General features: G+C 60.0%; 13 protein-coding genes. 4 read left to right on the top strand and 9 right to left on the bottom strand.

Annotated elements, in window-relative coordinates:
* The 5 genes from JJE47_11250 to JJE47_11230 form a co-directional block, all read right to left on the bottom strand.
* A partial coding sequence (locus JJE47_11250; protein MBK5267997.1) for a hypothetical protein occupies positions 1-854 on the bottom strand: 854 nt, incomplete at its 3' end.
* Positions 851-2,128, bottom strand: coding sequence for a hypothetical protein (locus tag JJE47_11245; GenBank protein ID MBK5267996.1), 1,278 nt, complete (start codon positions 2,126-2,128; stop codon positions 851-853). The genes JJE47_11250 and JJE47_11245, both read right to left, overlap by 4 nt.
* Positions 2,129-2,199: 71 nt before the next feature.
* Positions 2,200-4,767, bottom strand: a complete 2,568-nt coding sequence (locus JJE47_11240; protein MBK5267995.1) for an EAL domain-containing protein — start codon at positions 4,765-4,767, stop codon at positions 2,200-2,202.
* Positions 4,768-4,865: 98 nt separating this feature from the next.
* Complete coding sequence (locus tag JJE47_11235; protein MBK5267994.1) at positions 4,866-5,507, bottom strand: hypothetical protein; 642 nt, start codon at positions 5,505-5,507, stop codon at positions 4,866-4,868.
* A 58-nt stretch (positions 5,508-5,565) separates the two neighbouring features.
* Positions 5,566-6,165, bottom strand: coding sequence for an MBL fold metallo-hydrolase (locus JJE47_11230; GenBank protein MBK5267993.1), 600 nt, complete (start codon positions 6,163-6,165; stop codon positions 5,566-5,568).
* Positions 6,166-6,237: 72 nt separating this feature from the next.
* Here JJE47_11230 and JJE47_11225 point away from each other — a divergent pair, with 72 nt between their 5' ends.
* The 3 genes from JJE47_11225 to JJE47_11215 all read left to right on the top strand — a co-directional run bounded on the left by JJE47_11225 (position 6,238) and on the right by JJE47_11215 (position 8,323).
* The gene (locus JJE47_11225; GenBank protein ID MBK5267992.1) at positions 6,238-7,359 is read left to right on the top strand and encodes an acyl-CoA/acyl-ACP dehydrogenase; all 1,122 of its coding nucleotides are present in this window, start codon (positions 6,238-6,240) and stop codon (positions 7,357-7,359) included.
* Positions 7,360-7,362: 3 nt separating this feature from the next.
* Positions 7,363-7,788, top strand: a complete 426-nt coding sequence (locus tag JJE47_11220; GenBank protein MBK5267991.1) for a hypothetical protein — start codon at positions 7,363-7,365, stop codon at positions 7,786-7,788.
* A gap of 301 nt (positions 7,789-8,089) precedes the next feature.
* Positions 8,090-8,323, top strand: coding sequence for a hypothetical protein (locus JJE47_11215; GenBank protein ID MBK5267990.1), 234 nt, complete (start codon positions 8,090-8,092; stop codon positions 8,321-8,323).
* A 30-nt stretch (positions 8,324-8,353) separates the two neighbouring features.
* On the opposite strand, the gene JJE47_11210 is transcribed toward JJE47_11215, so the two are convergent.
* The 4 genes from JJE47_11210 to JJE47_11195 form a co-directional block, all read right to left on the bottom strand.
* Positions 8,354-9,001: an alpha/beta hydrolase gene (locus JJE47_11210; GenBank protein MBK5267989.1), complete on the bottom strand. Its 648-nt coding sequence runs from the start codon at positions 8,999-9,001 to the stop codon at positions 8,354-8,356.
* Complete coding sequence (locus JJE47_11205; protein ID MBK5267988.1) at positions 8,998-9,966, bottom strand: MBL fold metallo-hydrolase; 969 nt, start codon at positions 9,964-9,966, stop codon at positions 8,998-9,000. The genes JJE47_11210 and JJE47_11205 overlap by 4 nt, the downstream gene beginning before the upstream one ends.
* The gene (locus JJE47_11200) at positions 9,963-10,187 is read right to left on the bottom strand and encodes a dodecin domain-containing protein (GenBank protein MBK5267987.1); all 225 of its coding nucleotides are present in this window, start codon (positions 10,185-10,187) and stop codon (positions 9,963-9,965) included. The genes JJE47_11205 and JJE47_11200 overlap by 4 nt, the downstream gene beginning before the upstream one ends.
* A gap of 493 nt (positions 10,188-10,680) precedes the next feature.
* The gene (locus JJE47_11195) at positions 10,681-13,128 is read right to left on the bottom strand and encodes a transglycosylase domain-containing protein (GenBank protein ID MBK5267986.1); all 2,448 of its coding nucleotides are present in this window, start codon (positions 13,126-13,128) and stop codon (positions 10,681-10,683) included.
* A gap of 75 nt (positions 13,129-13,203) precedes the next feature.
* On the opposite strand from JJE47_11195, the gene JJE47_11190 reads away from it, so the two are divergent.
* On the top strand, positions 13,204-14,772 hold the full coding sequence (locus JJE47_11190; protein ID MBK5267985.1) for a methylmalonyl-CoA mutase: 1,569 nt from the start codon (positions 13,204-13,206) through the stop codon (positions 14,770-14,772).
* Positions 14,773-14,849 lie beyond the last annotated feature (77 nt).

Below are 14,849 nucleotides of genomic sequence, written 5' to 3'. Positions count from 1 at the left end.
TAGTCATGGACGTGTTCGACCTTGGGTTGGCGGACCCTGTCCAGCAAACGTAGTCCGCTTCGGTGTTCGGGTTTGGAGTCAACCGGGCTCCGGCTGTGACCGTTGGCATGGACGGCTCCGCCGCGGGGCGGAGCCACCTCGTTGTTGCCGCCGGTCGGTATCGGGTCGACGACCTCTGACAAATCAGCCGCCGTTCGTAGGTCGATCACCAGTTCTCCGTTCTCCGTTGACGGAGGCTCAAGCGGTGATGGGGGGACAGCAATTTCTGCGGGAGGCCCAAACGGGTCGATCGGGTCGACTTGTTTGCCGGTCGGCATCGATTTGGCACCGGCACTGATCTTCGAGGTCGATCGCGATGCAACGAGATCCGTGATGGAAGACGAAGGCGCGGCGACTGGCTTAGCCGGCGTCGGGACGGTGGGCTGTGGTGCGTGCTGCGGTGCCGGAGGAGTCGGGCTGGAGGCAGCCGCGAGCTCCGTAGCCGGCGACGCGACCTGGAGCGGGTGCGGTGCAGCCAGTTCATGACGGCCCGGGGGAGGGACGTTGCGGACGGCTTTTTTGGTCTTCCGGCGGGCCCGAAAGCTCTTCGTGGCGTCTTCCTGAGCTTTGCTCAGGGCGGGGACTGCGCCGTAGGCAAAGTCGAGGCGCCGTTCCGGTATGAATCGAATCAGGTCTCCGTTGAGTGCGAACTGGTATTCGTTGCCGGCAATCTCAGACAGGGAGATGAGCGACACGTGCCAGGTGGCCCACCGTTCGTGATTGACTTCGAGCGTGATTGAGTCGTCGTCAAGCACAAAGACACCCTTAATACCTTTGGTGTCGTCCGCTGCGAATACGGTGCCCGGATGTCTCATTCGTGATCCCCATTAACGTCGTTGCCCAACCCTTGACCGTTGTCAAGCTTATCGGCGATCGAATTTAAATCCTTAGCTCCGTGGCCCGATACCTCGACCGCGCGGCACATGGCCCGCACGACATCGGCGATTGCCCGGCCTCTGGCGGGTTCCATCCGTCCGGCTTGTAAATCGTCCACGGCTGTTTCGAGGCGGGCGAGCAGACCCGCCAGATCGGGTAGGCCGGGTAGGCCGGGAAGGGCGTCAGTGGGAGTGGGGGTTGACAGTGCCAATGATTCGCTCGGGGTGATGTCCTGGTTGGTTGTCCGCTCGCTCCACGGTGCGGCGACTTGAACGGGCTCGGCCTCGACGGTTTCGATCCGGGTCGAATCGAATTCGATGGGGATGACCGGTCTGATGGTTGGGGCGGCGCCCGTGGGTGGCTCGGATATCGGATCCGTCGCTGGTTCGGTGGATCGACCGTCTTGTCCGGCGACGCTGGAGGCGAGCGGCCCGGGGAGGGTTTCAGGCTCGTGGCTTTCGAGCCTAGAGGTTTGTCCCGGCGAGCCGACTGTCGTCGGTTCGGTGACGGCCGACAGGGCGGCGTCAGGTAGTGGATCCATGACGATTGGGGTGACCGGCAAGCGGTCCGGCTGTCGGGTGACGGTCGGGCGGGGACGACTCCCCAGGAGAACGTCGTCGGGCTCACCCGATGGCAGGGTTGGCTCGGGAGACGTCGCAACCTGTGGGCCAGGCAATCGCTTCACGGGGCCGGGTCCATGTGCAGCGGTCGGGATGCTCTCGACCGGCGACCCAGACGCCGTTTGGTGAGTCCGTCTGGGCTGGTCGATGTCGTCAGCCCTGATCGTCACAGTTTCATTCCGGGCGGTCGCCTCGGCGAGCGGTCCGATGGTGGCCGCCTCGGGATCGGTCCCGGGGGCGAGGGGGACGGTCAGACCGAGTTGGGTGGCAAAATCAGCGGGTTTGAGACCCCACTTTTTGATTTTGGCGAGGAGTCCCGCTGGTGGGGTCTGCTCATCGACTTCGTCAAAGAATGGAAGGCCCCGGGATGCGAACAAGGGTACATTCTCGGGCGTAAATAGGAGCGTCTCGTTACCGAGCGTCAGATCATATTTACCGCGGGCGATCTCGACAGCTTTCGTGTCCGGGCGATTCCAGGTGCCGAGGTTCTCGTCGCCGGTCGCCAACGACAACGCGTCAGACTCCATCGTAAGCGTGACGACCAATCGGGACCCGGGGTCGTTGGATAGCTCTAATTCGCCATGAAACAGCACCCTGACATCCCCCTCCGGTAGTACTGCCGGTGCCTATGATCCCGCGCCAGCCGACCGCTTGTCAACAGAGGCTACCCAACAATCCGAAGTTTCGTCGGTCCATGTGTCAACGAAGTGCCGGTCAAATTGTCACCGAGAAGAGCTTCGACCTCGGCAGCGGCCAGCGGTGGAGAGAGAAGGTAACCCTGACCCTTGGCACACCCCAGTTGTTGCAGACGACGAAGTTGATGGGCGGTCTCGATACCCTCGACGACGGTGTCGATACCAAGGGCATCTCCGAGCTGTAACACCGTCCGAACGAGCGGGGACTCCTCGTCGGGGTTCAGCCTATCGGTGAAACTTTTGTCGATCTTGATGATGTCGATCGGAAGGCGATCGAGATAGGCGAGCGACGAGTATCCCGTTCCAAAGTCATCGATGGCCAGTCGGACGCCTAAATCGCGGATGTCGTCGAGCAGACTGACCGTAGTTTGCATGACGACATTCTCGGTGATCTCAATGATGAGGCGGCGGGGCTCCAACCCATGTCGGGTAATGGTTTCGCGGATCATGGCCGCCATGTCGACTTCGGCCAGCTGTCGGGGTGAAAGATTCACGGCCATGGTCAGGAACTCGTCCGGTCGGGCGTTCTGCCACTCGACAGCCTTGATAACGGCTTGCTCGAGTACGAAGGCTCCAATGGCGACGATAAGACCACTCTCTTCAGCAAAAGGAATGAACTGGGCGGGCGGGACGATTCCTCTGGTCGGATGCTGCCAGCGAACCAGGGCCTCCACGCCAGTGACCTGTCCGGTAGCCAGATCGACGATCGGTTGGTATCGCAACACCAACTCGTCCCGGGCGACCGCCTCTGTCAGGTCTGCTTTAAGCTCCAGTCGTCTGATCATTTCGGCGTGCATTGCGTCTTCGAACACGCGGTAGGTGCCCTTGCGGGTCTGTTTGGCTGCGTACATGGCCGCATCGGCGTTGCGCATGATTTGATCGGGCCGGTCGATGGAACCACCGAAGGCTATGCCGATCGACGTGTGAACCTTGAGTTCTTTGCCTTCCAGGTTGAATGGGATGGTCATTCCTCGAATGATCCGCTCGGCAACATCCGTCGCGCCCATCGGGCTTGAGAGATCTTCGAGGAGGATGGCGAACTCGTCTCCGCCAAGGCGAGCGACTACATCTTCAGGTCTTGTGAAAGACCTAAGACGATTCGCCACCTGGATCAACAGGTCGTCGCCGGCCGCGTGGCCGAGCGAGTCATTTACCGTTTTGAAGTCGTCAAGGTCCAGGAACATCACGGCGATGAATTGGTCGGTATCGATACATCGAGCTATGGCCGCTTCGACGCCCTCGGCAAACAGGGTGCGATTGGCGAGCTTGGTGAGAGAGTCGTGGAGTGCCTGGTGCCTCAACTCCTCTTTGAGGTCGGTCAGCTGCGCCAGAGAATCTTCAAGTCGACCGTTTTCGAGTGACACCGAAACCTGGCTGGCGAACGTCTCAAGTAGTCGAACGTCGCTTTCCTCGAATTGTGAAACATCGTTGATTCGGTTGGCGACGATGATGATTCCGAACGTACCATGATCGCCTGAAAGTGGCGCGGCCACCCCGTCCTCCAGATGCCAGCCGTCGCGGCCGAAGACGGTAGGATCGGTGATCAGCCTGGCGCCAGGGCTGTCGGCGATGCTGTGGAACAGTGCCTCTCCCGCGCCCAGATCGAACGGTTCCATCACAACCCTGCGGTCGTCGGGCCCCACGGCCGTGAGGTAGGCGGAGTTTCCCTCTTCGGGTAGCAGGATGATCTCAACGACTTCGGCTTCGAACATGTCTTGTGCGTAGAGGGCCGCTGACTCAAGGGCAGACTCGATCTGGGGGGATTCGTGGAGCACCCTGGTCGCCTGATACAAGGACTCAAGGCGGGACCGCTCGAGGCGCTGGCTGATGTAGGCGCGATAAGCGAAGAACAGAACCACCGGAGGCACCATCGCCAGCCAGGCCGAGTTGGAACCGCCACTCCAGTAGATGGTAATTCCCACCAGGGCGAGGGCAGTGTTCATCAGGGCCGCCAGCGCAGTTAGGTACAAGACCTCGAGTTGTTCACGCCGATCAATCGATCCGCCCGACAGGTGGATGGCACCATTGATCAGTAAGTTGGCCAGGATGACAGCGGCATGCGTCGCGGTGATCGCCGCGAACCAGCCGGCCAGGCCGAGTGGATCACCGAAGCCGGCTATTGATCGAAACACGACAACGGCCAGGATCACGACGAACGTGTTCTGGGCGAGATTGAACGCCAACTTCATCGGCGGCTGGCGTCGGTTGATCACCAAGGCCATGGCAAAACCGATCTGAGCAACGATGATCTCCCAGGGGGCGCTGGCGAAAAGTCCCAGCACCAACGTCACTTCGCTCATTGAGAACGAATGGGCGTGTCGGTGGAAACGGAGATGCACGACGGTCAGTTCGGCGACATACACCAGCGGAATGAGGATGTACCAGGGTATCTGCCTGGAGTCGGGAAACAGGGTGGTGAAGCCCGTCACCTGAGATGCCATGCCAGCGGCGGCCAGACCGATAAATAGCGTCAGGATCCAGACTTGCTGCTGGCCCGTTAATCGAACACCCGTGAGCTTCTTTGTGACAAGGTCCATGCACGTCTTCTCTTGTATCTTGTTTTATCGGCAGAAACCTGGTCGGCCTGAGGTCATTCCGTATGAGAGTGTTACGTGACTAGTTAGCCAGCGCGGTCTCAGTCCGGACGGGCTGATTTGCGGTACATCTGCGAGAACGTCGAGAGGATTTCCTCCCTGAATCCGTTGGCCTTTTTGAGCTCTGCCAAACCAGTCGGAACGAGATCACTCCGCGTTGTGATGGTGGTGGACGTGCTGTGTTGCATCTGGCCAGCCGAGTCGTCCGTCGAAGATTGTTGGGCGGCTTCGGTTTCGAGGGCGTGGTCTCGGTCGGTATCGATAGCGGCGTCTCTTTGAAGTGTGGAGGAGGCGATCCCGGGCCGTTCTACCTTATCGAGGTGCTCGAGCGAGTCTTCGATTTGATCAGTTGGAAGGAGCGTGTCATCAGGAGCAGGTGGGTCCTCCAAAAGTTCTGTACGACCGGTGACTGACTCCTCGACTTGATCGACCAACGGTTCTCCGGCGCCGGTCGGGTCGCTGTCATCGTCGATGTCTTCGACAGTGGTTAGTTCTTCGACGGTGGTTTCGTCGTCGTCGGCAAAAATGGCTGTCAACCAGGCGAAGTCATCTGCTGTGGAATCATCGTGTGCCAGGCCGTCAGCGGCATCGGCGGCGGCGGCAGACCCGGGGCGCGGAGTGCTCGACTGAACCGTCCTGGTGAGGGACGGGAATTCTATTTCGATGTTGTCATCCGCTGACAACAGTCAGGCCTCCTGATCACCTTTCTCCATCGTCGCTTTTGGCCCCGTTCTTGAGCCTTTACCAACGTCGGGCCGTCCACTCTGCGAGGTGGGGTCGCTCTGTTCCGATCATGGTTGGCGCACCGTGCCCCGGCAGGATCCGGGTTTCGTCGGGTCTCGAGAAAAGCTGGGTGTGAAGGCTGTTCATGATCTGGTCGAAGTCCGAATAGGGGAATCGGGTGGCTCCTGGCCCGCCCGGGAAGAGTGTGTCGCCGGTCAGCACGACCCCGTCGATCACAAAACACATCGAACCAGGTGTATGGCCGGGTGTGTGAATGGCGCCGATGCTGATCTCGCCTACGGTGATCAGGCAGGGGAGTAACGGTTCGTCTATCGAACGACTGGCGATGACACGGTCGGCTTCGTGGAGTCGGAAGGGGATCCCCAGCGCAGCCGTCACTTCGCTGACCGCCCCGAGGTGGTCAGCATGGCCATGAGTGGTGAGGACGACCTGGGGATCGACATCGTCGGCGGCAGCCAGAATGCGGTCTGCCTCGTTGGCTGCGTCGACGATCGCTGCCTTCCCGGTCGCTTTGCAGCTGACTATGTACACATTGTTGTCGAGTGGGCCGACGCTTAGTGAACGGATTCGGGCAGTCGGTAGATCAATCGTCAACATGAAATGGGAGACTACCTGGCGGTGCACACCGTGAACGATGGTTAACATGGGTGCCGATGACGAGGAGTTTGCATGAACTTTGCCTTTAGTGAAGAACAAGAGTTTCTCCGAGAGACAGCGCGCCGGTTCCTGGACGACAAATGTCCGACCTCCACGGTTCGCGAGCTAATGGCGTCTGAGACCGGCTTCGATGGCGGCATGTGGGCGGACATGGCGGATATGGGCTGGCTCGGTTTGGCCATTCCTGAGTCGTATGGAGGAGCTGGCTTCAGTTTCCTGGAAACCACGGTGTTGCTTGAAGAAATGGGTCGAACGCTCCTCCCGGCTCCCTTCCTTTCTACGGTGATACTCGGAGCGAACGCGGTTCTGCTGGCTGGCTCCGAGGAGCAGAAACAGGCGGTGCTTCCGTCGGTTTCCGAAGGAACTCTACGGCTGGGCCTGGCGGTCACGGAGCCTGCCGGACGCTGGGACGAGGCGGGAATTGAGATGCCGGCCGTCCCCGATGGGGACGGATATCGCCTGTCGGGCGTGAAGAGTTTCGTAATTGACGGTCACACGACAGACATGCTCGTTGTGGCCGCCCGAACCGATCAGGGGGTGACCCTGTTTTTGGTCGACGCCGGCCTGGACGGAATCGGTCGCAAGGTAGTCGATTCGATGGATCAGACTCGAAAACTCGCCGAAATCAATTTTGCCGACGTGGCTGTGCCGGCTGCTGCGGTTTTGGGATCCGTCGGTAGGGGTTGGGAAACGCTGGAAAGGGTGTATCGGATTGCTTCGGTGGCGCTAGCCGTCGAATCGGTCGGCGGAGCCCAGAAGGTTCTCGACATGGCTGTGGAATACGCCAAGGTGAGAATTCAGTTCGGGCGCCCGATCGGCTCGTTTCAGGCGATCAAACACAAGTGCGCGGACATGCTGGTAGGCGTGGAGTCGGCCAAGAGTGCGGCGTATTACGCGGCGTGGGCTGTTTCAGAGGATAACGATGAGCTTCCCATCGTTGCTCCGCTGGCGAAGTCATATTGCACCGAGAAATACTTTTCGGCAGCATCCGAGAACATTCAGATCCACGGAGGGATTGGCTTCACCTGGGAACACGATGCCCACCTCTATCTGAAGAGGTCCAAGAGTTCCGAGTTGCTGTTTGGTGATCCGTCATATCATCGGGCCTTGCTGGCTGACCAGATTGGAATATGAGGCGTGAGTTCGGCAACTGCCATCGCGCTCGGGGCCGTGCTTGCAGTGGTGTTTCTCGTGCTCATCGGCGTGATGCTGTTCCAGGAGATTCGAACCAGACCATCGAGTGACCCGGCTGAGTTCATTATTGACGAAGCGGTCGAGTGGGTATGGAGTCGGCTCGATGGTGGCCCGAAGAGCAGGCTCACACCAGACGGTGTTCGGTCAATTCTCGAATGGCAGGTTTTCGGGCTCCAACAGAGTGTCAAAGGCAAACCTCTCGGATCTGCGTCTGTCGTGATGGGTGCAACGGACGAATCGGTTGACTACATTCTTACAAAAGAGAATTCGTTTGAACCGGAGGATGTCCGGGCGGTCCTGGCGGGCCAGTTCGGGTATCTCGAATCGATCGGGGCTATCGCCGGAATGGCGGAGGGGAATGAAACGTGAGAGCTCGATGCGGCGCCTGTGCGACTGAAGTGGACGTTGCCGGGGAGGGGCGATTCAAATGTCCGGCGTGTGGAGCCGTGAACCAGGTGAGTGGGGGACGGGGCGAGCCGACGGCCCCTGCACCGGCAAACCCAACCAATCTATCCCCCCCAACAATGCCGGTTCCCCCGGCGGAACCTTCCCCCCGAATTGTCTGCCCGGATTGCTCGTTTTCTTTCATCGTCGGGGCCGTCGACCTGGCCACTTGCCCTAATTGCCAGGCTGATGTCCCTGTAGGCGCCGGGCCGGCAGACGACTAGCCTTGAGCGAACTGGAAGGCGGACTTATGGCTGCGGCGCGGCTGAGGCGATTTGAACACAATCGGTTCCTCGGAACCAGGGATACCATGATTGTGTACGACTGTGACGATCCGGCGCAGTTTGCCGAGCTTTTTCAACGCAACGACGTCGACAATCTGACCATGCGAAACCTCATCTCGACGTTTGGCCCTGATGCCCTTCCGGAAGCTTCCAACCGTGGATTCCGACCGCGGTGAGACTTCGTAACGATCGGTAGCTCCGAATGGCTATGCGCCGGGCGATGGATTACCTGGGTGCCACCCGAAGGCTTCAGCCATGAGATCGGTCACGACCGCTTCTCGAAAGTAGAAGAAGTGGTCTGAACCCTTGACCACGTGAAGTTGGCCCGAAACCTGCTCGATGTAGGCTTCCGTCTCAGCCACAGTTGTGAATTGATCCCTGTCGCCGAGGATAAATGTGCGAGGAGCCGCGGGGAGGCGAAGTGGGAGGGTCGGGCTACTCGTTCCGGTAACAGGTGGAGCAATGCCAGCCCACGGAACCGCCGTGTTGGTGTGCGCCATCCAGACCAATGAGGTGGCCGCTCCGAATGACCATCCGCCCAGAAAATATGGTCCTGCTGCTTCCTCGTTGGCCGCCTTCCAGGCCGCGCTGATATCAGCGATTTCCGCCTGACCGTAACCATGGGTTCCGGAGGATTCACCGACGCCTCGAAAGTTGAAGCGGAGGACGGTGAAACCTCGACCGGCGAGCCCCTCGGCTACGTGATTCATGAGCGGGGCTCGCATCGTCCCACCCTGCAACGGGTGGGGGTGACACAGGACTACCGTACCGATCGCTTGGCCGGATGGTCTATCCCAAAGCGATTCAAGTTTCTCGCCGTCGCTCGTGACGAGGGTGTGATCGGCTGAGGTCATCGACCGGTTCTTTCATACTGCCAATTCGACGGATCTCCGATGAGACGCAGTCTGCCCTTTCGGCGTAGGTGTTCGAGGTGAGCCAATGTTTCCTGAATGGCCAGGCGTTGCTGAAGAAAACTGAGGTTGGGTCGGAAGGTCGTCTCCATGACGTGCCAGGCAGTGTCGGGACCGGTGGTGAGGTGATCGATCATGTCTTCAAGGCGGCGATCGTGATGGAGGGAGATCTGATGGGCCCGTTCCGATCCACGCTCGATCTCGGTACCGTGGGCAGGGTGGGTCAGCGAGGTTTCAAGTCGGACGATCCGGTCGATTGAGGCCAGGTAGTCGCCGAGATGGTCTGATTCAGGCCCCGTGTACGGAACGAATGGCGAGATACGGGGAAGGATATGGTCTCCGGAGAACAGTAGGTCAGTCCGGGAGTCGACCAGGCAGATGTGATTTATCTGGTGGCCGGGCGTGTACAGGACCTTCAAGTATCGATCGCCGCCAAGACTGATCCGATCGTCGTCGGCGACGGCATCGGACGGGTTCATGGCGATCCCGTACCAGGGCGGGCGTTCCCAATCTGTGAGAAGCGCTTTTGTGAATTCGGTCGGTGCGCCGTGGGCTCCCGCCGCCGTCGCGAGGGCCGTGGCTCGCAGCGTCCAATCGTTGTAGCGGGGGATCTCGTCGGGAGTGGTCTCGTGCATGACCCACCGGGCTCCGGTCTCTTCGACCAGGGCACCGGCCGCCGCCACATGGTCGACGTGGAGATGCGAGCCGATCAAAGTCGTGAGGTTGCCGCCAATTGTGCCTAAACCGGTCCGAACCGCCGCCAGACCCTCTTCGCTTTCGACCCCGCAGTCAAGCATCGTAAGGCCTTCCTGGCCTTCGAATACGTAACAGTTAACCGACTTGGGTGCGACGAAAGGTAGCGGAGCGGTAATGCGCCAGATCCCGTCCCCCAGATCGGTGACTGTCAATTGTGGGCCAGCGATTCCTTCACGACAAACGTGAGAAGGAGTGTGATGTCAAAGCTGGCGGGTAGCCCCGATGCATCGACCTTGCCCGACATCGAGACGACCTCGAACCGGGTGATCTCACTCACGGACTCCGCGGCCCGGCTGAGGATGGTGCGGATGGCGTCCTCGTAACTGGTCGGTGATCCGCCTGAAAGGGTAACGGTTTTAGTGATGGCGCTCATGATCAGGAGACTAGACGGCGACACGATTCTGGCGCTCCGGTGCGGGGTGTCGGTCGGTCATTGGCGGAGGCGGCGGGGGAGGAGATGAGCAGGGACCTCCGGGATTTGGCGGGAGACAAACAGTTCTCCGCCTGCCCACACAGCCAGGCCAGCGGCCACTAGCGATTGCAGACGAATGGGACGGCGAATGCGCCGACCCTGTTCGGCTGCCCTGATCAGCCGCATCAAGTCCGCGACGGCCTGGGGGCCGAGTGCGGCTGTCCAACGGGAGCGAACGTAAGGATCGGTGAAGAGGATCGGGGCCGGACGCTCGTAGAGGTGCGGCCGGACCCAGGGCCGTGGTTGGGCGGATCGACGAGGACCTGGCGCACCCGGGATTGGTGCGGCGGCTGATGCAGCGAGGTTTTCCTCGGTCCCGGGTACGACAGGTCTCACTGTTACGAAATATCACACAACGTTAACCAATGTCAACTACTATGTTGGCCCGCTCAAATCAACCCTCGCTTTTTCGTACCCCAAAGATGATGACGATCGTGTCGCCGTCTCCGACCAGGCTGCCGGGGGCAGGCCGTTGCCGGACGATGTTGCCGACCTTCTTGGAGTCGCCTGTTTCGACGGTCTGAAAATTGATGAGCAAGGTGATCCCGGTCTCGGCCTGGAAGTTGTTGAACGCCTGTTCGAATTGGCCCTGGTTGAGTCCTTCAAACAGCGGAAGAGGCCGACCCTCGACGGAGATCGAGATGGTGACCGACGATCCCTGAGGCAGGACGGCACCGGCTTCAGGCAGCTGAGCGATGACGGTGCCAGCCGGCTCATTTGATGGCACCTCCTCCACGACTGCGTTGAGGTGCGCGGTACCAATCGCGTCGGTTGCTTCTTCTTCAAGCATGCCCACCACGTCCGGTACGTCGGTCGATGGGGTTCGCAAGTAGGCGGAGATTCCTTCCGGGTCGGGCGGGAACTCCTCGGCCGGTTTGTCAGCGAGGTAGATCTGCATGAACTCTTTCCAGATCGGCGCCGGCACGCTTCCACCGAAGACTCTCGAGTAGGTCTCACCGTGAATCCGGACGTTTGTCAGTGGTATCTGACTGTCCGGAAATCCCACCCAGACGGCCGTCGCTGCCTGGGGGACGAATCCCACAAACCAGGCTTCCCGGTAATTTTGATGGGTACCGGTCTTGCCGCCCTGTGGCCGTCCAATGTTGGCCCGCGGGGCGGTACCGCTCACGGGTACGACTTCGAGTGGTTGGCGGGCGGCAGCGATTACGGCCGCGTCAACCGTTTGAACGCGGTTGATCTCGTGCTGGTAGATGATGCTGCCTGCCGAGTCCGTGATCGATTCGACGAGGTAGCTCTCAGCCCACGAACCATTTGTCGAGAAGTTGGTGAAAGCTGACGCCATCTCAAGTGGGGAAACCGCGCCGACCCCCAGCGTGATGGCGGGAACGGCCGGTAGCTCTGACTTGACGCCCATCCGGTGGGCGACGTCGACGATCTTCTCGGGACCGGTTTCGACGGCGACACCTGCGTATACGACGTTGACCGAGTTGTACGTCGCATCAAACAGTCGCATGAGCCCTGATCCGCCACCGCCCGCATTACTTACGGTCCAAACCTGACCCCCGCCGATATCGAACTTTTTGGGACTCGTGGAGTCCCAAAAAGAATTCAACGAGGTACCCGACTCGAGTGCGGCCACCAGCGTGAACGGCTTGAAGGCCGATCCGGGATTGCGCTTGCCCTGGGTGGCCAGATCAAATTGCTCTTCTCCAAATGGCAACCCGGACGCCATGACCAGGATGGCACCAGTCTTGGAATCCACGGTGGCGATGGCCCCGGTGGGAGCCTTCTCCGTGGGGTCCGCCGGGGTGGGCAGCCAGTTGTGGAGGATGTCGTTGGCAGCTTTCTGGAGGTCAAGATCGATGGTTAGGCGAATACTCAGGCCACCCCCGCCCTCACACTCAACGTCATCGGCCGGGCATCCGAAGATGGCCTGCTTACGTTCGTCGCGGGTAGCTCCCAGGAATTCGAATCCCGGATCATCGAGCAGTCGTCGTTTGACTTCGGCGACGACATGGTCGGCCGGGCTGATAAACGTCTTGGGAGGAGCGATCGACATGTTTTCGGCAATGGCGGTATTGCGCTGGTCCTGCGTGATGAAATCGGCGTCGAGCATTTCGTCGATGACGTTGTTGCGGCGGTTGAGGGTTGTCTCCGGGTTGGAGCGGGGACTGTAGACGGAAGGGTTACGAGGAAGTACGGCCAGTGTGGCGGCTTCGGCAACGGTCAGCTCGTCGAGCTCCTTATCGAAGAACTCGCGGCCGGCGGCTCGGACGCCGTAGGCGCTGGAGCCGAAGTAGACGGAGTTCAGGTAGTACTCCAGGATCTGCTCCTTGGAGTAGCGACGCTCTAACTCAATAGCCGTTACTGCCTCACGCAGCTTGCGCTCATAGGAGACCTCATCACCAACAAAGGTCTTCTTTACGACCTGCTGGGTGATCGTTGATCCACCGCGCTGGGTATCCGAACTCAAATTGTCGATGAAGGCCGACGCGATGGCGCTCCAGTCGACTCCCGAGTGTTGAAAGAAGTCTGCGTCCTCGGCAGCGAGAATCGCATCGATCATGACGTCGGGGATGTCTTCGAAGCGAACCGGTTCTGACACGATGCCATCGTGCAGCTCGGCGAGCAGTGTGCCGTTTGACGCATATACGAGTGACACTCGAGAGAGGTTCGGGAAGTTCAACGCGTCTCCGTCGACTTCGGGGATCACCGCTGATTCCACGTCGACCATCACACTGTGGGCGGTCGTGGCTGCCATGAATGAGAAAAGACCGACCCATGAAGCGGTCAATACGCTGATGGACAGCAGGATGGCCGTTGCGACGAACCACTTGCCGCGCCGCTCGCGCCGCTCTAGCTGATGGATGTTGGTGGTCATACGGATATCCAACGAAAGGGGGTCGGGAAAAGTTGCCGGTAATCTGTAACTTTACAGGGTTGGAGATCTTAGAGCATGTCAAACGAATCCAGGCGCACCAGTAGCGGGATTGAGATCGATGTCCTCTATGGTCCGGATCGCCCCGTCGATCCTGAACGCATCGGGGCACCCGGGGAATACCCGTTCACCAGGGGACCGTATCCCTCAATGTACCGCGGCCGGCACTGGACGATGCGTCAGTACGCGGGGTTCGGTTCTGCGGCGGCAACCAACGAACGTTTTAAAGCCCTGCTGGCGGCCGGTCAAACCGGACTGTCGGTGGCGTTCGATCTACCGACACAGATGGGCTACGACTCGGACCATCCAATGGCAGCCGGCGAGGTCGGGAAGGTCGGGGTCGCGATTGACACACTTGACGACCTTCGGGTGCTTTTTGATGAACTTCCCCTCGATCGAGTGAGCACCTCGATGACCATCAACTCGACCGCCGCCATCTTGCTCGTCGGCTATCAGTTGGTGGCCGCCGAGCGCGGCATCGACGCATCATTGCTGAGGGGGACGATTCAAAACGACATTCTCAAAGAATATATCGCCAGGGGCACGTACATCTTTCCGCCCCGACCATCGATGCGGGTCATCACCGACTTGTTTGCATACTGTGCGGATGAGATTCCTGGCTGGAATACCATCTCGATTTCCGGGTATCACATTCGAGAAGCCGGGTCAACGGCGGCCCAGGAGTTGGCGTTCACTCTCACGAACGGCCTCGCGTACGTCGAAGCTGCAATTGAGGCCGGTCTCGATGTCGACGATTTCGCTCCCAGGTTGTCGTTCTTCTGGAATAGCCACAATGACTTTTTTGAAGAAGTAGCCAAGTTTCGGGCCGCCCGCCGGATCTGGGCGGCGCTCATGCGTGATCGGATCGGAGCCCGATCGTCAGACGCCTGGCGAATGCGTTTTCACACCCAAACCGCCGGAAGTACGTTGACCGCCCAACAACCGCTGAACAATGTTGTTCGAACCACCGTGCAGGCCATGGCGGCGGTCCTGGGTGGCACCCAGTCTCTTCACACGAACGCCTTTGACGAAGCGCTCGGACTTCCCACCGAGGCGTCGGCAACGGTTGCCCTACGCACGCAGCAAATTCTGGCCAACGAGTCGGGGATCACCGGTACTGTCGATCCACTGGCAGGATCCTATTTTGTCGAGACCCTGACCGACCAGTTGGAGGCTGCCGCCTGGGAACTCATCAGCGTGATCGACGGGGCGGGGGGAGCGGTGGCGGCCGTCGAACAGGGAGTACAGACCGCCTACATCGAGCAGGCATCCTATGAGGCGGCCAGAAGACTGGAGGCGGGCAACGATCTCGTGGTTGGGGTCAACGTATTTCAAGTTGATGAGACTGCAGAGTTCGACAGCCAGTTGGTGGATCCCCGACTCGAAAGCGATCAGAAGATTGCGCTTCGAGAACATCGGCTACGCCGACAGGACGAAGTTGTCCAGGCACGGCTGGCCGATCTCGTGGCGGTCGCCACCGGCCCGACCAACGTCGTGCCCGCCATACGAGACGCATTCGGAGCAGGCGCCACGCTCGGCGAGATTTCCGATGCCTTGCGCTCGGTCTTCGGGGTGTTCGGGGAATAGGAGGCAACCTCGGCGGGGGATGGTCGGCTATTGGTTGCCTGGCCAATTCGGCTCTAGCCTGAACCTCCCTAGTGAAG

The sequence above is a fragment of the Acidimicrobiia bacterium genome, assembly GCA_016650365.1.
GTDB lineage: Bacteria > Actinomycetota > Acidimicrobiia > Spongiisociales > JAENVV01 > JAENVV01.
The sequence above is the reverse complement of the archived record's forward strand: the minus strand, read 5'-3'. Positions and strand labels throughout refer to the sequence as shown.

Bases quoted from the DNA above. Each gene is read 5' to 3' on its own strand.
- JJE47_11240 (MBK5267995.1), bottom strand. From the start codon at position 4,767: ATGGACCTTGTCACAAAGAAGCTCACGGGTGTTCGATTAACGGGCCAG.
- JJE47_11230 (MBK5267993.1), bottom strand. From the start codon at position 6,165: ATGTTGACGATTGATCTACCGACTGCCCGAATCCGTTCACTAAGCGTC.
- JJE47_11225 (MBK5267992.1), top strand. From the start codon at position 6,238: ATGAACTTTGCCTTTAGTGAAGAACAAGAGTTTCTCCGAGAGACAGCG.
- JJE47_11210 (MBK5267989.1), bottom strand. From the start codon at position 9,001: ATGACCTCAGCCGATCACACCCTCGTCACGAGCGACGGCGAGAAACTT.
- JJE47_11200 (MBK5267987.1), bottom strand. From the start codon at position 10,187: ATGAGCGCCATCACTAAAACCGTTACCCTTTCAGGCGGATCACCGACC.
- JJE47_11195 (MBK5267986.1), bottom strand. From the start codon at position 13,128: ATGACCACCAACATCCATCAGCTAGAGCGGCGCGAGCGGCGCGGCAAG.
- JJE47_11190 (MBK5267985.1), top strand. From the start codon at position 13,204: ATGTCAAACGAATCCAGGCGCACCAGTAGCGGGATTGAGATCGATGTC.